Source organism: Candidatus Chloroploca sp. Khr17, assembly GCF_004138165.1.
Taxonomy (GTDB): Bacteria; Chloroflexota; Chloroflexia; order Chloroflexales; family Chloroflexaceae; genus Chloroploca.
Genome location: NZ_RYFF01000024.1, coordinates 26,865 through 53,427 on the forward strand (window position 1 = coordinate 26,865; position 26,563 = coordinate 53,427).

Genomic DNA, 26,563 nt, shown 5'->3' on the forward strand with positions numbered 1-26,563 from the left:
TTAGTATAAAAACTAATCAGGAGGATCACCATGAGCGATGAACTCGTGCCACTTCTTCCCTCGCTGGCGACGATCATGACGGCTGCAGAGGATCTGATGGTTCCCAGTGAACAGGACGCGCCCTTGCTTCCGTTTCATTGGCCTGGCGACGAACCCCTGACGCCCGCAACGCTCAGTGCGTTGTTGGGGCTTGCTCCTGAGACCCCGGTGGAGCAGCGTGAGCTTGAGGCGTTCTTTGCCCCGTTGACTCGTACCCGCTCCTGGCATGGCCCGGCTGACCATGCGCTGGTTGAGCGTTTCGCCCACCTCCACGCGACGTTGCTGGCGACCCTGACCGACCCGGTTGTCTATCGGCTTGGCACGATCGAGATTCATGTGGTGATCGTTGGGCGTGATGCGTCCGGTGCGTTCGTTGGGTTGCATACGACGGTGGTTGAAACGTAGGAGTTTCGTCGCTATGAACGTCTTTGTGCTTGCTCTGCCTCGGCTCACCATTTTCTTGTTGCTGCTCACCGTGCTCGTTGGCTGTGTTTCAGGCTCAGCCCAGGTCGCCGATGCGAGTCGCCACCTTGCCCTTGGCAATCCGAGTGGGGCCACGGTTGATGTCAGGCAGCCGACCAATTACCTGCTGCTGCGCGATCAGTATGCGGTTGGCTACCATCGTGATCGTGGCATCCCCAATTGGGTTAGTTGGCACCTGCAAGCGAGCGATTTCGGCCCTGCTGAACGCTATAGCGGTTCTTTCATTACCGATCAGAGTCTGCCCGAGGGCTGGTATCGGGTTACGCATGCTGACTATACTAGTTCCGGGTATGATCGCGGCCATATGACGCCTTCGGCTGATCGGACGGCGACTGAAGAAGATAATATCGCCACGTTCATCCTGACCAATATTCTGCCCCAGGCCCCCGATAATAACCGCGGCGTCTGGGCGCAACTTGAAGAGTATGCCCGTGCCGTGGTGCGCGAGGGCAACGAGGCCTATATCATCGCCGGGAGTGCCGGAAGCCTGGGCACTCTGGCGCAGGGGCAATTGACCATCCCTGCACATGTCTGGAAGGTCTTGCTCTTCCTGCCTGAAGCCGAAGGTGACGACGTAGCTCGCGTGACTGCCGATACGCTGGTGCTGGCCGTCTGGATGCCCAACGATAATAGCGTCGCAGGTGCTTCGTGGCAAGACTATCAGACGACGATTCGTTGTGTCGAAGATCTTACGGGCTACGATTTTTTCTCTACCGTCGAACCGACGCTCCAAGATCGCATCGAAGGCCAGGGTTGCCCCGATGGCGCGCCCTATCGCGCTCTGCTGCCCTTGGTGGTTGATGATGAGCCTACCCCGCCGCCGCCGGTCTTCGCTGGCTGCGACGCCGATCCTGGCCCCGGTGTGGCCCCTGAGCGCCCCGTGCGCATTGTCACCGTTGATAAAATTGCCGAAACTGTGACCCTCGAAAATGTGGGGCCGACTCCGCTTAACCTGGATGGCTGGCGTATGTGCAGCATCCGCGGTGGACAGGATCATCCAATCAGTGGTATGCTCGAATCAGGGACGACACGGATCTTCCCTGGTCCAGATGCCAATATTTGGAGCAATAGCTCTTCTGATCCTGGGGCACTCTATGATGCCGAAGGCTATCTGATCAGCTATTGGCCCGATTAAGAGGAATACATGCAATTCACCGGTCTTCATCATGTGACAGCGATTTCGGCCCGCATTCAGGCCAATTACCAGTTTTATACCCAGACGCTCGGGATGCGTCTGGTCAAGCGCAGTGTCAACCAGGACGATGTCAGTGCCTATCATCTCTTCTATGCCGATGCGAAGGGTTCACCAGGCACCGACCTGACCTTTTTTGATTGGCCGGTACCGCCCGAGCAGCGTGGTGGTCGTTCGATTACGCGTACTTCGTTACGTGTCGCCGGCCCGGCGGCGATCGCCTGGTGGTGGCAACATCTGCGTGACTTGGGCGTCAAGGTTGGCGAACCCGCCGAAAGCGATGGCCGCCTGACTCTTGCTTTCGAGGATGGTGAAGGCCAGCGCCTGGCTCTCGTTGACGATGGCGGCGTCGGTTCGGCCTATCCATGGGAACATAGCCCTGTGCCAGCGGCCTATCAGATCCGCGGTCTGGGGCCGGTCATGCTGAGCGTACCCGAGCTTGCTCCGATCGATGTGCTGCTCACCAAGGCACTCAATATGCGCCTCGTGCGTGACTATGCCCATCCCGATGATGCGCGTTCGACGGTACACGTCTATGCCATGGGTGAAGGAGGCCCCGCAGCCGAGTTGCATCTTGCTGTGCAACCCGACCTCCCGCTTGCGCACCAGGGTGCTGGCGGTGTGCATCATCTTGCCCTGCGCACCCCTGATGATGCCTACGACGCCTGGGCGCAGCGGCTACGAGCCCTCCGCATTCCCAACAGTGGCAAAGTCGACCGTTACTGGTTCCGCAGCCTCTATTTCCATCTCCCAGGTGGCATCTTATTCGAGATCGCCTCGGATGGCCCTGGCTTCGCCGTGGACGAAGACGAGGCGACCCTGGGCGAGAAGATTGTGCTCGCGCCCTTCCTTGAACCGCAGCGCGAAGCGATTGTGGCAAAACTCAAGCCGCTAAGCTAAGCCTAGGGCCAATGCCTTGCAAAGAAGGCGGTTCTTTTGACGCAACGGCGCAAAGGCGCAAAGGTTTTGCGCGAAGGTGCGCCACCCTTCGCGCCTTCGCGTGAGTTTCTTTGCGCTGGGTCACACCCTCCAGGGCTACGCTGAAAATGGGGGAACTTGGTTCCCCCATTTTCAGCGTAGCCCTATCGCGCCCTCAAGGCAAGTGTAAGCGTTTCGCTAGAACATGCTAGCATTGCATTGACTCCGATCTGAACCAGTTTCATAATACCTATAACAAGAAAAATGACGTTTCTGGTTCAGTGAGGAGATTTTCATGAGTGAGCATACCGACGCTGCCCAGCTTTCGATAGAAAATGTGTTGCCCCTGCTTGTCCTTGAAGGGGCCGTTGTCTTTCCCCATACGGTCATTAGCATTACGCTGGATGATGGCAATCTGCACGCTGCCGAGGCGGCGCTCAAGGGCGATCGCCAGATTCTCCTGGCGGTCAAGCGCCCCGATGCCGATGAGTCGGCAGAGCTCGCGGCCCAACTCTTTCCGATTGCGGTGATCGGGCGGATTGAGCAGTCGGGTGTGTTGCCCGGTGGTGCCAGCGGCATCATTGTGCGCGGTCTCGTGCGGGCCGAGTTGCAGGATCAGGTTGCGAGCGAGTCGGCACCTTCTTTTCGCTTTGTCCGCCGCCCTGATGTGGTTGAACTGACCCCCGCCCTCGAGCAGTTGATGGTTGAGGTGCGCGCGGTCATTGATGCGGTGCTTGCGTTGCGCCCTGGCATGACCCAGGAGATTCGTAATTTTGTGCGCTCGATTGAAGATCCGGGCCATTTGGCCGATAATACCGGCTATTCCCCTGATTATATGCTCGAAGAACGCCTCGATCTGCTCGCAACCTTTGATGTCACCGCACGCCTGCTCAAGGTGCGTGAGGCCTATCGCAAGCAACTCGCCCTGCTCGAAGTGCAGCATCGTCTCCGCCAGGAGGTGCAGGATAGTTCGACCCGCCAGCAGCGCGAGTTCTATCTGCGCCAGCAGTTGCGGGCGATCCAGAAGGAGCTTGGTGAGGACGATGCCGAGGCCACTGAGCTTGACGATCTCCGTGAGAAGCTCGCCGCTGCGCAGTTGCCGGAGGCAGCGCGCAAAGAGGCTGACCGTGAACTGAATCGCCTGAGCCGGATCAATGGCAGTTCGCCCGAGTATCAGATGGTGCGTACGTATCTTGAATGGCTCGCCGAGTTGCCCTGGGGGGTCTATACCGGCAAGCCGATTGATATGACCTTCGCCCGCGAGGTGCTCGATGCCGATCACTATGGCCTTGAGCGCGTCAAGGAGCGTCTGCTTGAGTATTTGGCAGTCAAGCAACGCCGCGCCTCGCTCGGCGATGATACTGGGCGCGCCGGCCGCGAGCCGATCCTCGCGTTTGTGGGCCCTCCCGGCGTCGGCAAGACGAGCCTTGGGCAGAGCATTGCGCGTGCCCTTGGCCGTACGTTTGTTAGGATGAGCCTCGGTGGGGTGCGTGACGAGGCCGAGTTGCGCGGTTTCCGCCGTACCTACATCGGTTCACAGCCCGGCCGCATTATCCAGGAACTGCGCCGCGCTGGTACCGCTGATCCGGTGATCTTGCTCGATGAGATCGATAAGATCGGCAGCGATTATCGCGGCGATCCTGCTGCTGCGCTGCTTGAAGTGCTTGACCCTGAGCAGAATTACACCTTTACCGATCACTATCTCACTCTGCCTTTTGATCTTTCCAAGGTGCTGTTTTTGGCAACGGCTAATAATTGGGATACCGTGCCACCCGCCCTCCGCGACCGCATGGAGGTGATAGAACTTGCCGGCTATGTCGAGAACGAGAAGTTGCGCATTGCCGAAACCCACCTCGTGCCTCGGCAGATCCAGGCCAATGGTCTGCGAAACGAAGAGGTTCTGGTGGAGGAGCAAGCCCTCCGCACCATCATCAATGGCTACACCCGTGAGGCGGGCGTGCGTAACCTCGAACGCAACATTGGCGGAGTTTTGCGCAAAGTCGTGCGCCAGATCACCGACACGGACCACACTGCCCCGCCCCCGGTCACGGTAGACGAAGCCTTCGTCCGACGTTCCCTTGGTCGTCAGCGCTTCTATAATGAGGCCCAAGAGCGCATCGATCAGCCGGGTGTCGCGACTGGTCTGGTCTGGACACCCGTTGGCGGCGATATCATTTTTGTCGAGGCCGTTGCTGTCGAGGGCAATCGTGAATTGAAGATTACGGGGCAACTCGGCGATGTGATGCGCGAAAGTGCCGAAGCTGCGCTCACCTATGTGCGTTCGCGGGCCCACACGCTGGGCATCGATCCACGCTTCTTTGAGACCCACGCGATCCATATCCACGTCCCTGCCGGTGCCGTCCCCAAAGATGGCCCCTCGGCAGGCATCACCCTTGCCACCGCGCTCGCCTCGGCGGCGACTGGCCAACTCGTGCGCGAGGATATCGCGATGACCGGCGAGATCGCGTTGCGTGGACGGGTCTTGCCCATCGGTGGCATCAAAGAGAAGGCGCTTGGAGCGCACCGCGCAGGCATTCGTACGATCATCCTACCCCGTCGCAATATGGCTGAACTCGACGAAATGCCCGACGAGATCCGCGCTGAAATGACCTTTATCCCGGTGGATACGCTTGACGAGGTGCTTCGCGTCGCGTTGCGTCCCGCTGAACGTGCCACCCTTGGCGAAATCCTCGTCGCCCCCAGGAGTGAGGAGTTGCTTCCGTCGGTTTGATGAGCGTCTGCCGCACGCAAAACTGCCAGCAAAGCTGGCAGTTTTGCGTGCGGCAGAGTTGTCTTACCCTCGTCGGCGCAAGGCGAGGGCCGCCCCGGCGCTGAGCAGTGCAACCGCAGTTGCGACCCAGGCTGCCGGGCCAACCAGTGGTGTTTCGGCCTGTTTCCTCGCGATCCCGGAAAAGGCCCAGGCCAGCACCAGCGGAAACGCAACATCCTGCTCGCGTACCCCCATCGCTGCCCCCAGACCTGCGCCAACCCCCAGCATCCCCGCCGTCCAGCCCTCGGGACTCACGCCCATCCCGTCCCATTCGGCATCATAGAGCACGACGGCGGCATTGACAATCGTCGCGACGCTGGCCCAGCCGAGATAGATGCTAAAGGGCAACCGCGCAAGCAACCGGTCGGCCATAGGCATCTCGGTCGCCTTGCCGAGGCGACGGTCAATCGTGATCAGGGCAAGCAACAACCCGATGATGACCCCCAGGCTGGCCCCCAGTTTGTTGTAATGCCAGAGCACAATCCAGATCGCATTGGCGGCACAACTGATGATGAACGGCAACGCGATCCGCTTGAGCCGTTCATTGTCGCGGTTCGATGGCAACGCCTGATAGACCGCGTAGCTCAATAGGCCGGTGTAGATCACCCCCCAGATGCCAAAAACATAGCCGGGTGGTGTGATTAAAATAGGAAACTTGTCCGAAATTTCACCCGTGGTTTGTCCGTTAATCGGAAGCGTATTCGCTAGCACATTCACCGTCAATGTGCCGGCGAGCGCTGCCAAGACCGCCCCCTGGCGTGTCAGATGAACGTACGATGGTTGAGCACCAGCAGCAGCAGCATTTGTCATGAGTCTCTCCTCCGAGTATACTGTTTCTATCCACAATGTTAGACCTGTCCAAGGTACGAGGAGCCACCATGTCTTCTTGGGAGTCCTATCTTGAGGCGCACCAGCCTCGTTTTGTTGATGAACTGCTCTCCTTCTTACGTATTCCAAGCATTTCGGCTATTCCGTCCCATGCCGCCGACGTGCAACGCGCCGCCGAGTGGGTCGCCGCACGGGTCGCCGCTGCGGGTCTTGAGCATGTCGAGATTTTGCCGACGGGTGGGCATCCGGTGGTCTATGCCGACTGGCTGCATGCCCCGGGCAAGCCAACCGTGCTGATCTATGGTCACTTTGATGTTCAGCCAGTGGATCCCGTTGCTCTCTGGACGCATCCCCCCTTTGAGCCGCACATTATTGATGGCAAGGTCTACGCCCGTGGGGCCAGCGATGATAAAGGCAATATGCTGGTACCGATCCTCGCGCTCGAGGCGCTCCTTCAGAGCATAGGACACTTGCCGGTGAACGTCAAGGTCTTTTTTGAAGGCCAGGAGGAGATCGGCAGCCCGCAGATCGGGGCGTTCTTGCCCCAACACAAAGACCGCTTTGCCTGCGATCTGGTGCTCAATGCCGATGGCGGCCAGTATAGCGAGACCGAACCCGCGATCCTCGTGGCGTTGCGGGGTGGCTGCGGCGTTCAGATCGATGTCAAAGCGGCCAAGATTGATCTGCACAGCGGCCTCTATGGTGGCGTCGTGATGAATCCCATTCATGCGCTGGTGATGATTCTCGACTCGATGCGTTCGCGTGATGGCCGGATCACCATCGAAGGCTTTTACGACCAGATCCGTCCACTCACTGACCTTGACCGTGCACGTATCGCCGCTGTGCCCTTTGACCCCGAAGCGATCATGGCCGATCTCGATCTGCCCGATCTCTTTGGAGAAGCCGGCTATACGCCGCAAGAGCGCGCCTGGGCCCGGCCAACCCTTGAAGTCAACGGGGTCTGGGGGGGCTTCCAGGATCCAGGGATCAAGACTGTGCTGCCAAGCATGGCTCACGCCAAAATTACCTGTCGCCTCGTCGCCGACCAGGACCCCGAACGGATCGTTCAGTTGTTGCAGGCGCATGTTGCCGCCCATACGCCGCCCGGTGTCACCGCGACCGTTACGCCACTCCCCTTCCGGGCGGCCCCTTATCTTACCGAAGGCAACGACCCCGGCAACCAGGTTGTGCGTGAGGTGCTGGTTGACCTCTACGGACGCGAACCCTATTATGTACGCAGTGGTGGCTCGATCCCGGTCTGTAGCCTCTTCCAGCAGCACCTGGGCGTCTACAGCGCTAGTCTCGGGTTTGGCCTCGACGATGAACGCCAGCACTCACCCGACGAATTCTTCCGCCTTGCCAGCTTCCGTCGCGGCCAGACCGCCTACTGCATGACGCTCGAACGCCTCGGTCGCTAATTGTGCTAGACCTCACAGGTCTGCTAGACCTGTGAGGTCTTGTCTCCGCTACCAAGGGGTTTAAGGGCGAGAGCCCTCAAAAGGAATGAAAGATGATCAATCTCCTCCCTGTCTTCACCGGCCAGCAAACGATGGCCGATCTCGTTGCCCCAATGAGGATCGTGGATCTTCGCAACGAAACCAACGAGTTGACTGCATATATCCTCGGCTTGCTTGCCGACTGTGACGATGAAGATGTCACCTTTCAGCCCGTTGATCCCGAGGCCAATGACCCCGTCGCCAGTTCCGCCGAAGAGGTCGGCATCGCCTGGACCCTCGGCCATGTCATTGTTCACCTGACTGCTGGCAATGAAGAAATGGCCGCCCTCGCCGCCGAACAGGCCCGTGGCGTGCCCTTCCACGGACGTTCGCGTTACGAAGTGCCCTGGGAGACAATGACGACGATGGCGCAACTCCGCCACCGCCTCGAAGAGAGCCGGCGCATGTGTCTTGGCTCACTTGACATGTGGCCTGATCAGCCCGATCTTGAGCTCACTGGCGAAGCTTGGCCTGGTGGCCCGGTGGTTGATGCCCGTGGCCGCTACCTCATTGGCATCGGCCATGCTGTCAGCCATCTCGACCAGATCAAAGAGATCATTCGCCAGAGTCACGCAGTGAAACAATGAGCAACGCATAGGGATGGCGGGCAAAGCCCGCCATCCCTATGCGTTGCACTGGTGTTGAACCTAGAAGGGCGAAGCATCCTATGCCTGACGACTCGCAGTTTCACTCGGCTCTGCGCAAGCTTGATGAAGCCTTGCAGGCCCTTCCCGAGGAGCCTTCTGAGGCCGATCGCGTGAGGGTTCCGCTCACCGAGATGCTTACCCGTCTCGTCGTTGGCATCGTGCTGCTTGGCCTCGATGCCCTCGCAGCACGCTCGGCGACCTGGGAAAACGAGGCTGGCATTGTTCGCGATGCTTCTTCGCCCGATCCTGCTGCTGGTGAGCCGGGTTCGGCGCGTTTCCGCCAGGCGTTGATTGGCTGGATCTTTGAGAGCGAGCAGCGGCTGCGTCCACAGGGCAATCCCGTGATCTGGCTGCGTGCGGTGATCACGTATCTGTTTGGGACGCTGTTCACGGTGCTACTCGAGTTGTTGCCCTTGCCGCGCCCCAGTTTTCGCCGCACCAAACCACCCCTCGCCGAGCCAACTGATGAAGAGACCCGCCGCTGGATCAGTCGTGGCCGCGACGAGGAGCTACGGAGTCGTCGTCTGGCCGCAGTCGCCCTGGAAGATGGGGTCAATCAGGCCATCATCTATCTCGCCCGTCGCCCTGCGGTGGCCCAGGCGCTTGGCGAAATTGTGCGCTCACCGGCGATGGACGATGCGGCGCGCCAGCTTGTCGCTGGCCCGGTTGTTGATGAGGCGATCAAGCGGGTCATCGCCAGCCCTGCCCTCGATGATGTGATCGTCCGCGTTGGCCAGAGCCCGGCGCTGGATCAGGTCATTACGCAGGTGGCGCAGAGCCCGGCGCTCGATGCGGTGATGCTCCAGGTCGCCAGCAGCCCGGCGCTCGACCAGGTCATTACGCAGGTGGCGCAGAGCCCGGCGCTCGATGCGGTGATGCTGCAGGTCGCTGGGAGTCCAGCGCTCGATACCGTGATCGATCAGATTGCGCAGCGTCCTGCCCTTGAGCAAGCCGTCAGCCGCATTGTGCATAGCCCGGTGATCGAAGAGGCGGTCAGCCATATTGTACGCACGCCGGCGATGGAGGATGCCGTCAAACATCTGGTTAGTACGCAGGCCATGAATGAAGCGATTGACACCCTGGCCCAATCGCCGGCGCTCGTCTCGCTGGTCACGACGCAAGGAACCTCGGTTGTCACTGAGATTCTGGTGCAGGTGCGTTTGCAAGCGATCCGCGGCGACCAGGGGCTCGAAGGCTTTATGCGCCGCCTGTTCCGGCGGCGACCCCGTACGACCTTGCCCCATGAAGCGCGTGGCCTCCTGATCGATCCCGAGGCTCAGCAAGCGCGGCGCCTACGCTCACGTTTCAAAGGAGGTGAGCAATGACGGCTCCACCCTTGGATCCGCCACCCGTCGTGAGCGACCCCGAACCGGCGGTGTTGCAGTTTGTCGGCTATGCCGGCTTTGCTTCGCGCCTCGTTGCGATGGTGGTTGACCTGCTGATTGTTAGCATTACGTGGATCTTCTGGGGGTTCGCCCTTACCTTTTTGAGCCAAACCTCGGGGATCAATGGCTTGCTCGCCTTCGTAAACAGCTTTTTCAACTGGATCATACCGTACCAGAATCTGCTCAGCATCTTGCTCGAAATCTCAACCTTGCTCCTGATCGCCCAGCTCTACTTTACCTTCTTCTACGGCTTTGGTGGTGCCACCATCGGCAAATACCTGATGGGTTTGCAGGTTGTCCGGCGCAACGGCCAGCCGCTCTCGCTGGCGCGTGCCGCGCTGCGTACGCTGGCCTATCTGGTCTCAACCCCACTGATTTATGCCGGTTTTATCAACATCCTCATTGACGACCGCCGCCGTGGGTGGCACGACCTGCTCGCCGGAACCGTGGTTGTCCATAGCTGGCGCGACTATCCTGATGGACCCGAGTCGTTTGAGTTGGGCGAAGATGTATAGCGATGTTTCGCTGCGCTCAGCATGATCATGCGACACCTTTATTCACTACGCAAGACCTCTTGCACAACGATGTCGAGGGTCACGGCCCGCCCCAGTTGCTGCTCTATGTCCTGGCGCGCCTGTGTGACCTGCTGCCCGGTCAGTGGCGCGTCGGTTGTCTGCCGCATCGTCGCAATAATGCGCAGCGGGTCACTCCGGCGTAGTTCGATGTTGACTAGTTCTGCATGGGGAAAAGCCGCCTGTAGTTCACGCTCGATCCGTGCATTCGACAGGGGATTGACGGCAAAGCCGACGATCAGGCTAAGGATGAGCCCAAACATCGCAATGCTGATCAGCGAGCCGATGCGCCGAACACGGGCGGCTTCGGCTGGGGGTGGACGCAGGCCAAGGTAGACAAACGTGGTCGTGGCGGCAAACATGATGGCGCTGATGTTGGTGAGAAAGAGGAGGAGACTGCCCTGGTAGAGGGGGCTGTCGCCGATGGCGACCGCAATGCCGACCGTACAGATAGGCGGCATCAAGGCGGCGGCGATCGCGACGCCAGCCAGGGCCGCCGGAATATCTTTGCGTGCTTGCGCATAGGCAGCGATGACGCCGGCGGCCAGCGCGACACCAAGATCAACCAGGCTTGGGTTGCCCCGCGCCGCCATTTCAGTGGTAACAAGCAGCCCTGGGCTCAGCATCCCGATCATCCACGCCACCCCAAAAGCGACCAGAAAGCCCTCAACGAGGGTCAACACGGCTTGCCAGATGATGCTGGTGCGCCCCCCGGCGATGCCGGCCGCAAAGGCGATCAAGGGCGACATTAATGGTGCCACGAGCATGGCGCCGATGATCACCGCATTGCTGTTCGACAAGAGACCCAATGAGGCGAGAATGGCGGCAATGACGACCAGGACGTTGTAATCGAGACTCGTGCGGCTCATCTGGTCGGCGCGACTCAGCAATTCACGTTGCTCGACTGGCGTCACGGTTGGGCGCAGCCAGCGTTTGATCCAGGTGAACAACGAGGGGTTTGGGCTTGCCTGGGCCGCGCCTCGCTCGCGAATTACGAGCACGACCGGCCCGTCAGCGCCACGCAATAACGCTTTGGCGACCCGGTTGTAGAACCAGTCCTCTTCGTCGGCATGGGCGTAGTCGTAGCCCGTCACAAGCATTGTCTGTTCATCGGTACGTTTGAAGATGCCCCGTATGGGATCATCATCGTTGATATGGGTGCGTGCGAGATTCGGATCAAGCCCCAGTTCCTCTAACCGCCGCCGCAAATAACGCCGTGTTGCACCACCGCTTTGGGCTTCGCCTACCGTCACCATCTGCATCGGACGCCCCAGATGCTCGGCCAGTTGGCTACCAACCCGTAAGGCTTCCCTCGACAGATCGGTCACATCGCAGGCCACCGTGATTTGCCTGATATCGGCAGGGCCTGGACGATAGATGACCACCGGGCACGGCGAAGTCGCCGCGATATTCTCGGCGATCGAACCAATGCCCGAACGCTGGGCAGGATCGCGACTGAGGCCAAGGAGAATCAGGTTGCTCCCATATTCACGTGCAACATCAAGCACGCCCCGTGCCACACTCGAGGCATTGACGCCCAACGTCTTGACCGGCGTGCCTTGCTCATTTATCCGCTTTACAACCTGCTCGATCGCACCGACATTCTCGGCTTCATCTTCCACTGAACCAAGCGAGACAGTTAAGACGATGATACGCGCCTGATCGCCTTCTGTGAGCAACTCGGCCAGCCGAACCATCTCTTCAACTGGCTCGGGCTCATCAGCTGCGACGATGACGGTACGTGATTTCCGACGGCTATTTTGGGGGACGCGCATCATCATGAAAGTATCCTCTATGCTCACGATACTTACTCAGTAGTCTGGGAACGAAGTTTCCCGGTAGCACCGCCGACCACGAATACTGATCACGAAGAAACGCATAGGGGCGGTGCGGTATTCGTTTCTTCGTGGCCCCATTCGTGGTCGGCGAACGACCCCAGAAAACTTACGTTACACACTACTCATTAGTCTGTCAACTGAATTTTCTTCTATGCCTCTGGAACAGCCAATCCGTCGCACGCTTGTCGTCCAGATGCGGTCTCAATACCCTGCGCGCTTTCGCGTGAGCTTCTTTGAAACGTAACGGTAGAAGATGCCATTGCCCTGGCAAGATAGGGTACAATAAGAGGCGCTTACCGCGATGCAATACTCTCTGGAGGTGTTCGATGCCGAACGAGCCTGCCCCGACGTTGCTCTGGTCGCCTTCTGTTGAACTGAAGCAGCAGAGCAAGATGCAGCACTATATGACCTGGCTTGCCGAGACGCGTGGGTTACAATTCACGACGTATGATGAATTGTGGCGCTGGTCGGTTGATGAGATCGAAGCCTTCTGGGAGTCGATCTGGCACTATACAGATATTCAGTCGTCGACACCCTATACGACGGTGCTGTCGAGCCATACGATGCCCGGGGCTCGCTGGTTTGAGGGCGCGAAGCTGAATTATGCCGAGCATATCTTTCGCCGGGCGACGACAAGTCATCCTGCGGCAATCTTCCAAGCTGAGGGCAGGCCTCTAACCGAGGTGAGTTGGGCTGAATTGGAGGCGCAGGTAACCGGTGTTGCGGCAACGCTCCGTGAACTTGGGGTGCATCCAGGTGATCGAGTGGTGGGCTATATCCCGAATGTTCCGCAGGCGCTGGTGGCTTTTCTCGCGGCGGCAAGCCTTGGGGCGATCTGGTCGAGTTGCTCGCCTGATTTTGGCAGCCCGAGTGTGATTGATCGCTTTCAGCAGATCGAGCCGAAGGTTTTGATTGCGGTCGATGGCTATCGGTACGGCGGCAGGGCCCACGAACGCCTGGGGGCGGTGCGCGAGATTCACGCGGCCCTGCCGACGCTTGAAGCGACGATCCTGGTGCCCTATCTTGATCCAGCGGCGACTGGCGACGATCTCGAAGGTCGCGTGTTGCCCTGGGCGACGGCAATTGCAACCCCCGGGACGTTGCAGTTCGAGCACGTCCCGTTTGATCATCCGCTCTGGGTGCTCTATTCCTCAGGCACCACCGGTCTCCCCAAGCCTATTGTGCAGAGCCAGGGCGGTATTCTGATCCAGCATCTGAAAGAGTTGACCCTGCATCTGAATCTCAAGCCCGGCGACCGGTTTTTCTGGTTTACAACAACCGGCTGGATGATGTGGAACTTGCTGGTGGGTGGGCTGTTAACGGGTAGTACGATTGCACTCTACGATGGAAGCCCAGGGTATCCTGATATGGGGGCGCTCTGGAAGTATGTCGAACAGGCGGGCATAACCTTTTTTGGGACGAGCGCAGGCTATATTACGGCTCTGATGAAATCTGATGTGCATCCGGGGGCCGAGTACGATCTGCATACGCTTGTGGGTATGGGTTCGACCGGGTCGCCGTTGCCACCCGAGGGCTTTGCGTGGGTCTATGCCAAGGTCAAAGCAGAGCTTTGGCTGGCCTCGATCAGCGGGGGCACTGATGTGTGTGGCTGTTTTGTGGGCGGCACGCCCCTGTTACCGGTGTATACCGGGGAAATTCAGGGGCGCATGCTGGGCGTCAAGGCGCAGGCCTTTGACACCGATGGCAACAGTGTGACGGGGGTGATGGGTGAACTGGTGATTACCGAGCCAATGCCTTCGATGCCGATCTATTTCTGGAATGATCCTGATGGCCGCCGCTACCGCGAAAGCTATTTTGAGGTCTATCCGGGGCTGTGGCGCCACGGTGACTGGATCGTGTTCAATGAGCACGGCGGGGTCGTCATTTATGGACGCTCGGATAGCACGATCAATCGGCAGGGCGTTCGTATGGGCACCAGCGAAATCTACCGTGCCGTCGAGGCGATCCCCGAAGTACTCGATAGCCTGGTGATTGACCTCGAAGGACTAGGCGGAGCCTCGTATATGCCGCTCTTTGTGGTGCTGCGCGACGGGGTGAGCCTCGATAAGGCGTTGGAACAGCGCATCAAAACGGCGATCAGGACGGCGCTTTCGCCGCGCCATGTGCCCGATGAGATCTTTGCGATCCCCGATGTACCACGCACGCTCAGTGGCAAAAAGCTTGAGGTGCCGGTCAAGAAGATCCTGATGGGTGTACCCGTCGAACGTGCCGCGAATCCCGACTCGCTCAAGAATCCCGAATTGCTGCCCTTTTTTGTCGAGTTGGCCCAGCGGTTGAAAGCACGGTAAGCGAAGCCTATGGGACTCGATCTCTCAACGCTCAGCAAACAGGTACGCGAGATGAGCCAGGCGGCGGCTGGTGCAGCCGCCGCGACCGCCTCGCGGGCGGCTGTGCTACGGGCGCACTATCTTGAGGCCGAGGGCAACGAGGCACACTGGGCGCAGGCGGTTGATCTGAGCCGCCCGACCGCCCAGTGGTTGCTGGCCCGCCCGATTGAGCCGCTCGGAACGGTGCGCGATCTTCCTCCGCCCCCAGCCGCGTATGCCCTCGTTGCCACCGATGGATCGCAGATTGACCTTGATCGCCACGGGAGCGTGAGCTGTTACTTGCTCAATATCGGCCAGGTCTTTCTGCGCTACGGCCACCAACCGACAGCGCGTCTCACCTCGCAGCCAACGCTCTACTACCGGGAAGAGGATCTCTATCTGCGGGAAGGGTCGCGGCGCGTGGCGATTGAAGGGGCGTACCTGAGTGCGCGGCGCGATGTCGAAGAAGGGGTCGTGCTGGCCGAACTGGCCGATGAGTACCTGACCGACGACTTGCCAGCGCTTGCCTTGCAGGATGGGACACTAGTACGCTGGGCGCTGGCAGGGGCCGAGCGCTTTGTCCAGGACTTCTTTCTTGAACCCTATCTTGGGTATCTGGAACAGTTACGCCGACGATCCATTCCGGTTGCCTCGTATATCAGTCGGCCCCGTTCGCCAGAAGTGATGGGCATGATCCGCTTGATGTTGTGCCCTGATGTGGATGTCGCGGCAGGGCAAGGGGCGGTCTGTGCCGAGTGTAGCGACATCCGTGCCGGGCGCGAGGCCTCGTGCATGGTCTGTCAAAATCTGGTTGATGCTGACATCCTTGGGGCAGGGCTCGCTGAAGGGCAACGCGGGCCGATCTTCGGCTCGATGAGCCGGATCAACCTGGAACGGTACGGACACCATCTGATTCACTTCTTCTACCTGCGGGTCGCCCGTGAACTCTGTCGGATCGAAATTCCGCAATGGGTCGCACGCGAACCAGACCTGGTTGACCAGGTGCATACCCTCGTCTATGACCAGTGTGTCCGTGGCGACGGGTACCCGGTAGCGCTCGCTCGCGCCCATGAACAGGCCGTTGTGCGCAGCGCCGACCGGCGTGCGTTTCTGCGCATCCTCGAAGGAAGCCTCTACCGCGCCGAAGCCCCGGCGAGTAGCTCGGCCAAACAAGCGAGCAAACAGTTTCCGCGGAGCTAAACGGGCGACCTTTGGGGTCGCCCGCTGCATCCGAAAAACCACTTGCCCCTACGCAGGAATTAACGTGCGCCAAAAGGCAGATAGACAAACCATCCTCGGCTCACGCGACGTGAAATGCTCAATTGAGTCGTAATATTGCTTCCCTCCGTGAGCGTAAAGGGTGTGCCAACAAGATCAAAGGTAGGATAGACACTGTCGCCGACGTGACGGAAGCGAACATAGGTATCATCCACAACCCCCCAGGGCGCACTACTGGCTGGATTGATCGCCTGAGGCAGACTGAACGTGACAACCCCATCTTGTACGGTTTGCCAGGCCGTGAAACGCCCATTTGTCTCTTGACCGGCAACAGCACCACGATAGAGCGAGGCTTCCCATACGCCAACCTGACCAAATGAGCCACCCTGATCTTCAAGGCGAATGGTAATCCGCGTATCGAGAAGGGCAAACGACGTAAAGCTAGCCTGGACTTGATAGGCACCGTTCACCAGTGTAAAGGGATTAGACGCCAGATCAAACGTCGGGAAAACGGAAGCGCCTATTGTGCGTATCCGCACATAGGTGTCATCAGAAACACCCCATGGGGCGGAACTACCCTCATTGACATCTAGCGGAAGCGTAAAGGTTACAACGCCATCAACAGGCTCACGCCAGGCTGTGAAACGACCGCTTGTCTCTTGCCCATCAATCGCGCCCATATAGAGCGATGCTTCCCAGGGTCCAACGGCACCAAATGCCAGGCCCAAATCTGCCAGCGTAACAAGCACTGTGGCCGTCTGCGCCGGTGGCGCCGCAGCACGTGACACATTCAGGCTCGTGCTCAAGCTTTGACCTTCATTCAGGGTAAAGGGAGCACCAACGAGATCAAAGGTGGGATAGACATCAACGCCAGTCTGGCGGAAGCGGACGTAGGTGTTATCAGCCTCACCCCAGGGGACACTGTTGCCAGCTAGCACCTCATCAGGCAAGGCAAACGTCACAGCGTTGCCTGTTACTGGCTTCCAGGCGGTAAAGCGCCCAGATGTCTCTTGGCCTACAACTGCACCTGTATAGAGCGATGCCTCCCAGTTCGCAAACTGACCAAATATGCCACCCGCATCTTGCAACGTAATGGTGACATTCGTTGTTTGAGCCAGATGTGCATCAGCGACTGCGGTGATCGCCTCTGCCGTTGAAGTAAGCGCAACGGCCACGGCATGCTCACCCGAAACCAGCGTAAACGGATCACTGACGAGATCAAAGACAGGGACTGATGCACCTGCCACCGTACGTACACGGACATACGTGTCGTTGGGACGTCCCCAGGGGAGCACGCCTCCTTCATTCACCTCATCGGGCAAAGCAAAGGTCACCGCACCGTCAACAGTCGGTTTCCAGTCGGTGAAGCGACCACTCGTCTCTTGACCAACCGCAGCACCGGTATAGAGTGAAGCTTCCCAATCACCAACTGCACCAAAGCCAGAAGCAAGATCAAGATCAGTGAGGGTGACGGTAATGGCAGCAGTTGGGGATGGCGCTTGGACATCACGAGCAAGGCGGAGACGCGACTCGATATTGAGACCTTCAACGAGCGTAAAGGGGCGTCCAACCAGGTCAAAAGTAGGATAGGCTTCAGTTGAGCGTACACGTATATACGCTCCATTTTCGACCGCCCATGGGGCAGCGCTACCCTCATTGATCTCGGCAGGTAAACGAAACGTCACCAGGCCCGCCTCAACCGGCTTCCAGGCCGTAAAGCGTCCACTTGTCTCTTGACCAGGTTCAGCTCCTGCATAGAGTGAAGCTTCCCAGGTATCGAGTGAACTAAAAGCTCCGCCCAGATCGTCAAGGTAAACGCGCACTTCAGTGGTATCACCCGGCACCAGCGGCAGGCTCGTTGTGGTCGAAAAGAAAGCCACATCAACGTTGTAGCTACCAGCAACGAGGGTAAAGGAGTTGCTCACAAGATCAAGCGTTGGATAGACCGTGGGGGCAGCCTGACGCACACGGACATACGTGTTGTCGACTTGATCCCACGGGGCCTGGCTCCCATCTGAAACATCATCTGGAACCTGAAAGACCACGGTGCCAGCTTCGACGGGTTTCCATGCCGTAAAGCGACCGCTTGTCTCTTGACCAACGACAGCACCGGCGTAGAGGGAGGCTTCCCATCCTTCGATTGCTCCAAATTCAAGCCCCAGATCAGCTAAACGAATTGTCACCACGGCCGCCTGGCTCTGCGCAAGATTCACGGCGCGTACAGCTGCCGACGAAAAGTGCCCTACAAGTGCCAGGCCAAGAACCAGGATCAAAATAAGAGGAAAGAGCGCGAGTCGAGCAAGTTTCACTATGATAATACTCCTTTGGGTCGTGGTGTAAGAAGGTCAAATACATTGCCTATTCTCTTATCCACCGCACACCCCATCTATAAAAAGGCTACTATAGCCTTCACCGCAAGTTAAGCTGAATATTTAAACAAAATCCTACTTCTGTCTAACAGAGTAACAAAGAGAGATGGAGAAGATAGGGAGAACTTATGGAGAAGCAGTGGAGAGCGGAGCAGGCAACCGATTGAGACATCTGGTATACTATCAATACCCCCCCCAGGGGGGAGGGGGTGGAGGAGGCAATGAACAACGAACACAAAGCAGATTTGCTCAAGCGGCTCAAGACGATCGAGGGGCATGTGCGTGGTGTACAACGGATGGTCGAAGCGGACACCTATTGCATCAACTTGCTCAACCAGACGCGGGCGATCCGGCAGGCCCTGACGAGTCTTGACCAGCGCATTCTTGATGAACATCTGCGCACCTGTGTCACCACGGCCATCCAGAGTGAGCGCCTCGATGAACGGGAACGGGTCGTGCGCGAGTTGTTGGATGTCTTTGAAGCGCGTCAGAGTGAATAGGAAGGCAAAGCAAGGATGAAAACCGAACAATTTCACGTCCCGGGGATTTCGTGCCAGCACTGTGTGCGTGCGGTCACCGACGAAGTAGGCAAACTGGTCGGGGTAGCCAGTATCACGATCGATTTGCCAAGCAAGGTCGTGACCGTTGCGTCGGAGAACACGCTCGCAGCGGAAACGATTGTGGCGGCGATTCGCGAGGCAGGGTACGAAGAGGTTGCTCCAGTTCTATGAGCATAGCTTGCAGCAAAGCAATGCTCCTAAAGACCTATGGCAGAACAAGAACTTATTGTACCGGTGACCGGGATGACCTGCGCCTCGTGTGTGATGCGGGTCGAAAAGGTGGTCAAGAAACTCCCTGGCGTGGCGAGTGCCAGCGTCAATCTTGCCACCGAGCAGGCGATCATCCGGTTTGACCCGGCCCAACTTGCGCCCCAGCAGATCCAGGCAGCTGTCGAGCAGGCCGGCTACGGCATTGTCACTGATCGCGTTGAATTACCAGTCACGGGGATGACCTGCGCCTCGTGTTCCAGTCGCGTCGAAAAGGCGTTACGCAAGGTGTCCGGAGTTTTGACCGCCGACGTGAACCTGGCAACCGAGCGCGCAACTGTGGTCTTTTCACCGGCGGCGACTAGTTTCAGCGAACTGAAGGCGGCGGTCGAACAGGCCGGTTACGGGGTGATCGAGACGAGCGAGCAAGAGGGTGAAACCGAGGATGCCGAGACCATTGCCCGCGCCGCAGAACTTGCCCGCAAGCGACGGCAGTTGACCGTGGGCATCATCTTTAGTCTGCCCCTCTTGCTCATCGCGATGGCCCGCGATGTCGGGCTCATCAATCCCTGGTTGATCGGGGCCGGGGCCGAGATGATGCGTCAGGATCACGGGGCTTCCATGGCGGCAATGATGCACCAGATCGCCGCCCGCGACGACCTGCTCAACTGGCTTTTTCTGTTGCTGGCGACACCGGTGCAGTTCTATAGCGGGGCCGACTTTTATCGCCACGCCTGGACGGCACTCAAAGCGCGTACGGCCAATATGGACACCCTGATTGTCATGGGGACGACCACGGCCTACCTCTATAGCATTGCCCTGCTTGTCAGCGGGGCACCAGGGCATGTCTATTTCGAGACCGCCGCCGTCATCATCACGCTCGTACTGGTGGGCAAATATCTCGAGTCGCGGGCGAAGAGTCAGACGAGTGCGGCGATCAAGAGTCTGATCGGATTGCAACCACGCACCGCCCGCGTGCTACGTGGTGGGCAAGAAGTTGATATTCCGGTGGCGGAGGTTCGCGTGGGCGAGGTGATGATCGTGCGCCCGGGCGAGAAAATCCCAGTTGACGGGGTGGTGCTTGAAGGCGCTTCGAGTGTTGATGAGAGCATGCTGACAGGTGAGAGCCTGCCGGTTGAGAAGTATGTTGGCGACCCGGTCGTCGGGGCGACGATCAACCGAAGTGGAAGTTTCCAGATGCGGGCCACCCGTGTGGGCAAGGCGACCGCGCTGGCGCAAATCATCCGACTCGTACAAGAGGCCCAGGGGAGCCGGGCACCGGTGCAGCGCCTCGTTGACCAGGTCGCCTCGGTCTTTGTCCCGGTTGTCATCACCATCGCTCTGGCAACCTTTGGCGTCTGGTATTTCATTGGGGATGTCGGCTTTACGCGCAGCATGATCTTTGCGGTCTCGGTGCTTGTCATTGCGTGCCCGTGTGCGCTAGGGCTTGCGACGCCAACCGCGATTATGGTTGGCACCGGCGTCGGAGCGCGGCGGGGCATTCTGATCAAGAATGCCGAAAGCCTCGAACGCGCCGCCAAGATCCAGACGGTCGTGCTGGACAAAACGGGCACGATCACCGCCGGCAAACCTTCAGTGACGGATATCATCGTGCTCGCACAGGGCGGGCAACCTGTCCTGCCGACCTCGGTTACGGCTGCCGCAGCAGGCGAGAAAGACCCGGGGGATGGCGTCGGTAAGGCGACGCTTCTGTCGGAACATGGCATCACCATAAACGGAAGCGCAGAGGAAGCCGAGCGTCACCTCTTGCACCTAGCCGCCAGCGCCGAAAGTCGGAGCGAGCACCCGCTTGGCGAAGCGATTGTCCAGGCGGCCCACGAGCGCGGCCTGACACTGACGCGCCCGACACGCTTTAGCGCCATCGTCGGGGCTGGCGTCGAAGCTGAGATCGAGGGCACAACCGTCTTGATCGGGACAACCCGTCTGATGGACGAGCGCGGCATTGGGACTGAGCAACTCGCAAGCGCAATCAGCGCCATGCAGCGCAAAGGCAAGACCGCGATGATCGTCGCGGCAGACAGCCTACCCTTGGGGGTCATTGGGGTCGCCGACACGGTGCGGCCAACTTCAGCGGCGGCGATTGCCATGCTGCGCAGCCGCGGCATCGAAGTGGCCATGCTCACCGGCGACAACCAGCGTACCGCCGCAGCCATTGCCCACGAGGTCGGCGTTGATCGCGTGCTCGCCGAGGTGCGACCTGAGGATAAGGCCAATGAGGTCAAACGCATCCAGGGCGAAGGCCGGGTCGTGGCAATGGTAGGCGATGGCATCAATGATGCGCCGGCGCTTGCGCAGGCCGACGTTGGCATTGCCATTGGCACGGGCACCGATGTCGCAATCGAAGCCGCAGCGATCACGCTGATGCGCGGCGACCTCGCCGGGGTCAGCCAGGCGATTACGCTCAGTCAGGCGACGATGCGCACGATTCGCTGGAACCTTTTCTGGGCCTTTATCTACAACGTCATGCTGATCCCAGTCGCCGCCGGCATTCTGTACCCCTTCACCGAGGTGCAACTCAACCCGATGCTCGCCGCAGCCGCGATGGCGTTTAGTTCGGTTTTTGTGGTGACCAATTCGCTGCGTTTGCGGAAGTAGGGGCGCAGCAGCAATGCAGTGGGGCGTTTGTCCAACAGGCGAGCTATGGGCTGCTGCGCCCCTACTACGACGAATTAAGCTCGAAGTACGCTTCTAAGCAGCCATTAAAATAGACATGCACCACTTGGTTGAAGGTGATACGGCTGACGGCGTCCCAGACTTCATTATCGTCGGGGCTATGGACAACGAGCATGCCATGTTCGGGGTGATACTCGTCTTCACCAGGGGGAATCACAAAGGCCAACCACTCGTTGGGATAGCGCAGCTCGACGAGCGCAATGGGCTCCACAAGACCGCGCTCGTGCATGCCAGTATAGGGGCAGCCACACGAGCAATTGGGGCCACAACTACTATGATCGCCCGTCCCGCAGGAAGGCTGGGTGCCGCCATGCTCGGCGGTGGTCAGGTTCGTCATTATCGGCATGGGAGCTATTGTAACATATGGAAGGAGGCGCTGCGATGCGCAGCGCCTCCTTCCATATAGGGATATCCACAACAGTTACCCCCTATCTCCATAGGTTCTTCATAAAGACTTGCTATAGTAGAAACATCCGCTGCCGCGCTCCAGTCTGGGGGCGTTGATCCAGCCGCGTTCGTGCAGACAATGATCGCCTCGCGCACCGAGCGCCTTGAGGCCGCCGTCGCAGCAGGTCATCTGACCCAGGCCGATGCCGACGCCCGTCTGGTAACAATTGAGACGCAGCTCACCGAGCGGATTAATCAGCCGTTGAGCATGGGTAGCAATGGCAGCCAGGGCAACCAGGGCAACCGGGATCGCGCCAACCAGGGGACACGTCAGCAGAGCAATGATGGCACCTGCGATGGCACAGGAACGTGTGACCAGAGTGGTGGACAACAGCGTCGTGGAGGCAATCGGTAGTTGTATTCGCGCTGTGGGCAAAGAAGCACCTTGCTTTGCCCACAGCGCAGCGAAGGCAGGCTGAAGGCTGAGGAAGAACGTCTATGCCAGAAACAATCCTTGTTGTTGATGATGATCGCGAAATAGTCCGGCTTGTCTGCGCCTATCTCGAGCAGGCAGGCTTTCGTGCATCTGGTGTGTATAATGGGGAAGCGGCCCTCCGTGCAATCCGCACCGAACGACCTGATCTCATCGTGCTTGATCTGATGCTGCCTGACCGCGATGGCTTCGAGATTGCCCGTACGGTGCGCAGCGATCCGGCTCATGCGCAACTTCCTATTATTATGTTAACGGCGCGCATTGACGATACCGACCGCATTGTTGGGCTTGAGCTGGGAGCCGATGATTATGTCAGCAAGCCGTTCAATCCGCGTGAACTTGTCGCACGTGTCCGAGCGGTCTTACGTCGTACCGCAGGCGCACCTGCAGCCACGCACCGCCTAACTTCGGGGGATCTCGTGCTCGATCTTGATGCCCATCACGTCACCTTGGCGGGGGGTGCCCTTGAACTCACGCCTACCGAATTCGACTTGCTGGCACTGCTGATGCGCAACCCTGGGCACGCCTTTACGCGCACAGAATTAATCGAGCAGGGGCTGGGGTACAGTTATGCCGGGTTGGAGCGTACGGTGGATAGCCATATCAAGAATTTGCGGAAGAAGATCGAGCGTGATAGCGATACCAACCCGTTGATCGAGACGGTCTATGGCATCGGCTACCGTTTGCGCAAGCTATGAAACGTCTCTGGATCCAACTCACCTTGAGCTTCGGCTTAGTAGCCTTGACGGCCATCGTAACCGTAGCCTTGCTGGCGAATACCCGGGCCGCGACAACCTTTCGGGGCTATGTCGTGCGTAGTCAGGTCACCGACTCGGGGCTGATCGGGCGACTTGAGCGTTTGTACCGCGAACAAGGTTCGTGGGAGGGGGTTGAGACAATCCTCGCGGCCCAGTCTGGGCCTGGCCAAGGACGGGGTGGGCAGGGTCTGGGGGCATTGCGGAGCAGTGTCGCGCTAGCCGATGCCCAGGGACAACTGATCGCCGATCCCAACGGCATCGCGACGGGCAACAGCCTAGACGTCCGTGAGCGCGACAACGCCCTCCCGATCACGGTCGCCAACGAGACCGTGGGCTATCTGCTGGTCAGCGAATCACATGGCGGCAGCCTGCCCGGTGCAGCCGAGCGTTTTTTGGAGGATCTGAACGATATTTTCTGGTGGTCGGCGCTCCTTGCCGCCAGCATCGGGCTCGTGCTCGGCTTGCTGCTGGCGCGGAGCCTGACGGCACCACTCAACCGATTAGCGCATGGAGCGCGACGCATTGCCCAGGGCCAACTTGACGAACGGGTACCGCCTGGCGGGCCCACCGAAGTAAGCCAGGTTGCCGAGGCCTTCAACGCCATGGCCGCCAGTTTGCAAGCCGGCGAGACCGAGCGTCGTCATATGGTCGCCGACATTGCCCACGAACTACGCACCCCACTCACCGTCGTACAGGGGAATTTGCGCGCCATGCTCGACGATGTCTACCCGCTCAGCAAAAGCGAAGTAGCGACCATCTACGATACCACGCTGAGCTTGCGCCGACTCGTCGACGACCTACGGGAACTCTCGCTTGCCGAGGCGGGGCAACTGGAACTGCACCTCAGCCCCACAGCAATTGGCCCCCTCCTTGAGCGCACGGTCACCCTCTTTGAAGAGCTTGCGGCGAGTCAGCAGATCACACTCTACGCCACGTATGCACCCGAACTGCCGATGGTGACAGGTGATGCTGAACGTTTGACGCAAGTGTTACGCAACCTGGTGAGCAATGCCCTGCACCACACGCCAGCAAGTGGCACAATCAGCTTGCGGGCAACAGCCGAAGGATCGCTGGTACGGGTCACCGTCGAAGACAATGGCACAGGCATTGCAGCCGACGATCTGCCCCACATCTTCGAGCGTTTTTACCGAGCAGACCGGTCACGCAGCCGTGATCGAGGGGGAAGCGGGCTCGGGCTTGCCATTACCCAACAATTAATCAAGTTGCACAACGGCACCCTTGGGGTCACCAGCGAGCCAGGGCAAGGGACGTGTTTCTGGTTTACCCTGTCGGTGGCGTAGGGGCACAGCGCTGCCGTGCCCCGGCGCTGCCGTGCCCCGACTGGCGCCGCATTGAAAAAAGACAGGGTTTGCCCACAACAAAACGGGCAACGAGTGACGTAGATACTCGTTGCCCGCGTGCAACACAGAGCCTGGGAGCCAGCCTAGACGAGATTAATCAACTCGTTGGCAGTTCGGCGCATATCGAGGAAGACCAGACCAAGCTTGGCACGACTCTGCGCAAGAGCGGTCAAGACTGCCTCGTCGCCGATAGCCATCAGGATCACATATCCTTCTTCACCCCGGACAAAGACTTGATCGAGTTGACCGCGCCGCAACTCATTGGCAATCCGCTCACCAAGCGAGAGCATTGCTGCGCTCATCGCCGAGACTCGATCTTCCTCAACATCAGCGGGCAGCGCCGAAGCCATGATGAGACCATCAACACTGACGACAGCCGATGCCTCGATGTCAGGCGTATTCATTGACAGGGCCTTCAGATGCCGCACCATCTCTTCGGTTCTGCTTGCCATTTATATCCTCCTTGGGCCATCAACCAGTTGTGGGGTAAAGGCGAGAATGTGCCAGTTTCTACCGGCAAAGCACACGGGCCATAGCGCGATGACCATCCTGGCCTATTCTACTACATCTTGAGACTACGGGCAACTTGTTTACTTCGTGCCAATGGGATAGAACGTGTGCCTCTACACGTGCAAGTGTAATGACTAGCACTTGTCGTAATTATACCATCATCAGGGCCTTGTTTCGAGGCGGCTACGCAACATTCCATCAGCCTGTTCAATCGCCTGCTCAGGCGTAAGAAGGCGGCGCAAAACACTACTATGCATGTCAAGCAAAATATTCCAGACGACCTCGTTGGCGATCCGGCTATTGGGCATTGGCAAGCCGACCTGGGCCTGAGCGCGAAAAGCGATGGCCGCATTACGCAACTCTGGATCAAGGTCGGTATCTTCAGCTTCAAGATCGAGGCTCAGCAACACCGGTTGGCGGCCAGCGCGCAACAATTCGCGCTGGGCGACCTCGTCCAGCAGATAGGTGGCAAGGGCGCTTGCCGCCGTCCGCTCGGCTTGTTCGCCGAGGCGGGCATTGAAAACCAGCACATCACTCTGCACCAGGGGTTGCGGCTGTTGATTGCTCCCCGACAGATGCGGCAAAGGCATCACCCCTAGATTACCGGGCCAGATCGTCTGATAGACCGGCAAGGCATGGGCCCAATCAATCGTCATCACGGCCTGCTGCGCCATCACCGCATTGTCCACGCGCACTCCATCGAGCCGTGCGAGCAGTCGCGGATCTTCGCGGAGTTGCAGCAGCCAATTGAGCCAGGCTTCAGTGCCTTCACGCCCGTCGAGGCCAAGGATGATTGCGCCCTCGTCATCAAAGACCCGCCCACCAAAGGCATAGAGATAACCAAGCGTACGGTCGAGGTTGAGATTGTAGGCAAGCCCCCAGATTGGCGGGTTGCTACTGGTGACGGTCAAGCCACGCGCCGTCGCGAGCAGGGGATCGAGATCAGATGGCGGCGCTCCGGTGAAATTCGCCCGATTATAGTAGAGGGCCAGCGTATCAAAGGTCAGTGGCACGCCATAGAGCGCCGGGCCATCAGCGGTTGCGGTGCGTGCCGCGCCAACCGCAACCGGCAAGAGTTGCGCCACCGTGCGTGCGGGGATCAGATCCTCAGCGGGAAGCAAGACTGCCTCGTCACGCAATCCACCAAGCGTATGACTCGGCACAATCGCAACATGAGGGCCACCGCCTTCGGCAACGGCAAGCGCAAGATCGCTGCGCAGCGTCGCGGCAGGGCGGGTTTGCAGGACAATTTGCACCCCTGGGGTTGTCCGATTAAAGCGCTCGATCAGCACCGCAAGCACCTGGGCCTCGGCACGGGGCCAGGCATGCCAAAGGATCAAGACGGTACGCTCGCTCGGGGCAACCGCAGAAGACGTCGGTGGTGGCGACGTGCTGCTCGTTGAACAGGCAACGAGCAGCACCGCCATCAACCAGGCAAGCAGGAGAGATCTAAGTTGCGCCAGCATCTGCACCACTGCTCCTTTTGGGCTACACAACGAGCCAGTATAGCA

22 protein-coding genes are annotated in these 26,563 nt (G+C 59.2%); 16 read left to right on the plus strand and 6 right to left on the minus strand.

The features are described 5' to 3' along the window. Window positions 1-30 precede the first annotated feature (30 nt). From EKD05_RS14615 to lon, 4 genes are all read left to right on the plus strand, one after another. Window positions 31-444: a nuclease A inhibitor family protein gene (locus EKD05_RS14615; RefSeq protein WP_129673978.1), complete on the plus strand. Its 414-nt coding sequence runs from the start codon at window positions 31-33 to the stop codon at window positions 442-444. A gap of 13 nt (window positions 445-457) precedes the next feature. Next, window positions 458-1,657: a DNA/RNA non-specific endonuclease gene (locus EKD05_RS14620; RefSeq protein WP_165360746.1), complete on the plus strand. Its 1,200-nt coding sequence runs from the start codon at window positions 458-460 to the stop codon at window positions 1,655-1,657. Between the two features lie 9 nt (window positions 1,658-1,666). Beyond that, window positions 1,667-2,614 (plus strand): ring-cleaving dioxygenase, encoded by a 948-nt coding sequence (locus EKD05_RS14625; protein WP_129673982.1) that lies wholly within the window; start codon window positions 1,667-1,669, stop codon window positions 2,612-2,614. Between the two features lie 313 nt (window positions 2,615-2,927). Continuing rightward, on the plus strand, window positions 2,928-5,363 hold the full coding sequence (gene lon, locus EKD05_RS14630) for an endopeptidase La (protein ID WP_129673984.1): 2,436 nt from the start codon (window positions 2,928-2,930) through the stop codon (window positions 5,361-5,363). A gap of 63 nt (window positions 5,364-5,426) precedes the next feature. Here the strand turns inward: lon and EKD05_RS14635 are convergent, their stop codons facing one another. After that, entirely contained in the window at window positions 5,427-6,212 is a 786-nt protein-coding gene (locus tag EKD05_RS14635) for a TspO/MBR family protein (RefSeq protein WP_129673986.1), read from the minus strand. Between the two features lie 68 nt (window positions 6,213-6,280). Between EKD05_RS14635 and EKD05_RS14640 the strand changes: the two genes are divergently transcribed. The 4 genes from EKD05_RS14640 (at window position 6,281) to EKD05_RS14655 (ending at window position 10,273) form a co-directional block, all read left to right on the plus strand. Beyond that, window positions 6,281-7,648, plus strand: coding sequence for a dipeptidase (locus EKD05_RS14640; RefSeq protein WP_129673988.1), 1,368 nt, complete (start codon window positions 6,281-6,283; stop codon window positions 7,646-7,648). 92 nt (window positions 7,649-7,740) lie between these two features. Then, complete coding sequence (locus EKD05_RS14645; RefSeq protein ID WP_129673990.1) at window positions 7,741-8,313, plus strand: DinB family protein; 573 nt, start codon at window positions 7,741-7,743, stop codon at window positions 8,311-8,313. Between the two features lie 80 nt (window positions 8,314-8,393). Beyond that, window positions 8,394-9,698: a hypothetical protein gene (locus tag EKD05_RS14650; RefSeq protein ID WP_129673992.1), complete on the plus strand. Its 1,305-nt coding sequence runs from the start codon at window positions 8,394-8,396 to the stop codon at window positions 9,696-9,698. Then, window positions 9,695-10,273: an RDD family protein gene (locus tag EKD05_RS14655; protein WP_129673994.1), complete on the plus strand. Its 579-nt coding sequence runs from the start codon at window positions 9,695-9,697 to the stop codon at window positions 10,271-10,273. Before EKD05_RS14650 ends, EKD05_RS14655 begins: the two co-directional genes overlap by 4 nt. Window positions 10,274-10,311: 38 nt before the next feature. Here the strand turns inward: EKD05_RS14655 and EKD05_RS14660 are convergent, their stop codons facing one another. Beyond that, window positions 10,312-12,111 (minus strand): DUF389 domain-containing protein, encoded by a 1,800-nt coding sequence (locus EKD05_RS14660; protein WP_129673996.1) that lies wholly within the window; start codon window positions 12,109-12,111, stop codon window positions 10,312-10,314. A 383-nt stretch (window positions 12,112-12,494) separates the two neighbouring features. Between EKD05_RS14660 and EKD05_RS14665 the strand changes: the two genes are divergently transcribed. Both EKD05_RS14665 and EKD05_RS14670 read left to right on the plus strand, forming a co-directional pair. After that, window positions 12,495-14,477, plus strand: coding sequence for an acetoacetate--CoA ligase (locus EKD05_RS14665; RefSeq protein WP_129673998.1), 1,983 nt, complete (start codon window positions 12,495-12,497; stop codon window positions 14,475-14,477). Between the two features lie 9 nt (window positions 14,478-14,486). Next, entirely contained in the window at window positions 14,487-15,695 is a 1,209-nt protein-coding gene (locus EKD05_RS14670) for a DNA double-strand break repair nuclease NurA (RefSeq protein WP_129674001.1), read from the plus strand. 59 nt (window positions 15,696-15,754) lie between these two features. Here EKD05_RS14670 and EKD05_RS14675 read toward each other — a convergent pair whose 3' ends face one another. Beyond that, entirely contained in the window at window positions 15,755-18,022 is a 2,268-nt protein-coding gene (locus EKD05_RS14675; protein ID WP_129674004.1) for a hypothetical protein, read from the minus strand. A 281-nt stretch (window positions 18,023-18,303) separates the two neighbouring features. Here EKD05_RS14675 and EKD05_RS14680 point away from each other — a divergent pair, with 281 nt between their 5' ends. Genes EKD05_RS14680 through EKD05_RS14690 form a run of 3 tightly spaced genes read left to right on the plus strand, consistent with a single transcriptional unit; the run spans window position 18,304 to window position 21,465 of the window. Next, the gene (locus tag EKD05_RS14680; RefSeq protein ID WP_129674006.1) at window positions 18,304-18,582 is read left to right on the plus strand and encodes a metal-sensitive transcriptional regulator; all 279 of its coding nucleotides are present in this window, start codon (window positions 18,304-18,306) and stop codon (window positions 18,580-18,582) included. Window positions 18,583-18,597: 15 nt separating this feature from the next. Next, window positions 18,598-18,813 (plus strand): heavy-metal-associated domain-containing protein, encoded by a 216-nt coding sequence (locus tag EKD05_RS14685; RefSeq protein WP_129674008.1) that lies wholly within the window; start codon window positions 18,598-18,600, stop codon window positions 18,811-18,813. 36 nt (window positions 18,814-18,849) lie between these two features. Next, window positions 18,850-21,465: a heavy metal translocating P-type ATPase gene (locus EKD05_RS14690; RefSeq protein ID WP_129674010.1), complete on the plus strand. Its 2,616-nt coding sequence runs from the start codon at window positions 18,850-18,852 to the stop codon at window positions 21,463-21,465. 64 nt (window positions 21,466-21,529) lie between these two features. Here EKD05_RS14690 and EKD05_RS14695 read toward each other — a convergent pair whose 3' ends face one another. Then, window positions 21,530-21,889: a hypothetical protein gene (locus EKD05_RS14695; RefSeq protein WP_129674013.1), complete on the minus strand. Its 360-nt coding sequence runs from the start codon at window positions 21,887-21,889 to the stop codon at window positions 21,530-21,532. A 171-nt stretch (window positions 21,890-22,060) separates the two neighbouring features. Between EKD05_RS14695 and EKD05_RS14700 the strand changes: the two genes are divergently transcribed. From EKD05_RS14700 to EKD05_RS14710, 3 genes are all read left to right on the plus strand, one after another. Continuing rightward, window positions 22,061-22,345: a hypothetical protein gene (locus EKD05_RS14700; RefSeq protein ID WP_129674015.1), complete on the plus strand. Its 285-nt coding sequence runs from the start codon at window positions 22,061-22,063 to the stop codon at window positions 22,343-22,345. 83 nt (window positions 22,346-22,428) lie between these two features. Further along, window positions 22,429-23,121 (plus strand): response regulator transcription factor, encoded by a 693-nt coding sequence (locus EKD05_RS14705; protein WP_129674017.1) that lies wholly within the window; start codon window positions 22,429-22,431, stop codon window positions 23,119-23,121. After that, complete coding sequence (locus EKD05_RS14710) at window positions 23,118-24,482, plus strand: HAMP domain-containing sensor histidine kinase (RefSeq protein ID WP_129674019.1); 1,365 nt, start codon at window positions 23,118-23,120, stop codon at window positions 24,480-24,482. The genes EKD05_RS14705 and EKD05_RS14710 overlap by 4 nt, the downstream gene beginning before the upstream one ends. A 143-nt stretch (window positions 24,483-24,625) precedes the next feature. Here the strand turns inward: EKD05_RS14710 and EKD05_RS14715 are convergent, their stop codons facing one another. Then, entirely contained in the window at window positions 24,626-24,994 is a 369-nt protein-coding gene (locus EKD05_RS14715) for a roadblock/LC7 domain-containing protein (protein ID WP_097655432.1), read from the minus strand. A gap of 219 nt (window positions 24,995-25,213) precedes the next feature. Further along, entirely contained in the window at window positions 25,214-26,518 is a 1,305-nt protein-coding gene (locus EKD05_RS14720) for an extracellular solute-binding protein (protein WP_129674073.1), read from the minus strand. Between the last annotated feature and the right edge of the window lie 45 nt (window positions 26,519-26,563).

What these genes read in the sequence shown, in the direction of transcription:
- EKD05_RS14615 (WP_129673978.1), top strand. Translation starts at nt 31, where the DNA reads ATGAGCGATGAACTCGTGCCACTTCTTCCCTCGCTGGCGACGATCATG.
- EKD05_RS14620 (WP_165360746.1), top strand. Translation starts at nt 458, where the DNA reads ATGAACGTCTTTGTGCTTGCTCTGCCTCGGCTCACCATTTTCTTGTTG.
- EKD05_RS14625 (WP_129673982.1), top strand. Translation starts at nt 1,667, where the DNA reads ATGCAATTCACCGGTCTTCATCATGTGACAGCGATTTCGGCCCGCATT.
- lon (WP_129673984.1), top strand. Translation starts at nt 2,928, where the DNA reads ATGAGTGAGCATACCGACGCTGCCCAGCTTTCGATAGAAAATGTGTTG.
- EKD05_RS14635 (WP_129673986.1), bottom strand. Translation starts at nt 6,212, where the DNA reads ATGACAAATGCTGCTGCTGCTGGTGCTCAACCATCGTACGTTCATCTG.
- EKD05_RS14640 (WP_129673988.1), top strand. Translation starts at nt 6,281, where the DNA reads ATGTCTTCTTGGGAGTCCTATCTTGAGGCGCACCAGCCTCGTTTTGTT.
- EKD05_RS14645 (WP_129673990.1), top strand. Translation starts at nt 7,741, where the DNA reads ATGATCAATCTCCTCCCTGTCTTCACCGGCCAGCAAACGATGGCCGAT.
- EKD05_RS14650 (WP_129673992.1), top strand. Translation starts at nt 8,394, where the DNA reads ATGCCTGACGACTCGCAGTTTCACTCGGCTCTGCGCAAGCTTGATGAA.
- EKD05_RS14655 (WP_129673994.1), top strand. Translation starts at nt 9,695, where the DNA reads ATGACGGCTCCACCCTTGGATCCGCCACCCGTCGTGAGCGACCCCGAA.
- EKD05_RS14660 (WP_129673996.1), bottom strand. Translation starts at nt 12,111, where the DNA reads ATGATGATGCGCGTCCCCCAAAATAGCCGTCGGAAATCACGTACCGTC.
- EKD05_RS14665 (WP_129673998.1), top strand. Translation starts at nt 12,495, where the DNA reads ATGCCGAACGAGCCTGCCCCGACGTTGCTCTGGTCGCCTTCTGTTGAA.
- EKD05_RS14670 (WP_129674001.1), top strand. Translation starts at nt 14,487, where the DNA reads ATGGGACTCGATCTCTCAACGCTCAGCAAACAGGTACGCGAGATGAGC.
- EKD05_RS14680 (WP_129674006.1), top strand. Translation starts at nt 18,304, where the DNA reads ATGAACAACGAACACAAAGCAGATTTGCTCAAGCGGCTCAAGACGATC.
- EKD05_RS14685 (WP_129674008.1), top strand. Translation starts at nt 18,598, where the DNA reads ATGAAAACCGAACAATTTCACGTCCCGGGGATTTCGTGCCAGCACTGT.
- EKD05_RS14690 (WP_129674010.1), top strand. Translation starts at nt 18,850, where the DNA reads ATGGCAGAACAAGAACTTATTGTACCGGTGACCGGGATGACCTGCGCC.
- EKD05_RS14695 (WP_129674013.1), bottom strand. Translation starts at nt 21,889, where the DNA reads ATGCCGATAATGACGAACCTGACCACCGCCGAGCATGGCGGCACCCAG.
- EKD05_RS14705 (WP_129674017.1), top strand. Translation starts at nt 22,429, where the DNA reads ATGCCAGAAACAATCCTTGTTGTTGATGATGATCGCGAAATAGTCCGG.
- EKD05_RS14710 (WP_129674019.1), top strand. Translation starts at nt 23,118, where the DNA reads ATGAAACGTCTCTGGATCCAACTCACCTTGAGCTTCGGCTTAGTAGCC.
- EKD05_RS14715 (WP_097655432.1), bottom strand. Translation starts at nt 24,994, where the DNA reads ATGGCAAGCAGAACCGAAGAGATGGTGCGGCATCTGAAGGCCCTGTCA.
- EKD05_RS14720 (WP_129674073.1), bottom strand. Translation starts at nt 26,518, where the DNA reads ATGCTGGCGCAACTTAGATCTCTCCTGCTTGCCTGGTTGATGGCGGTG.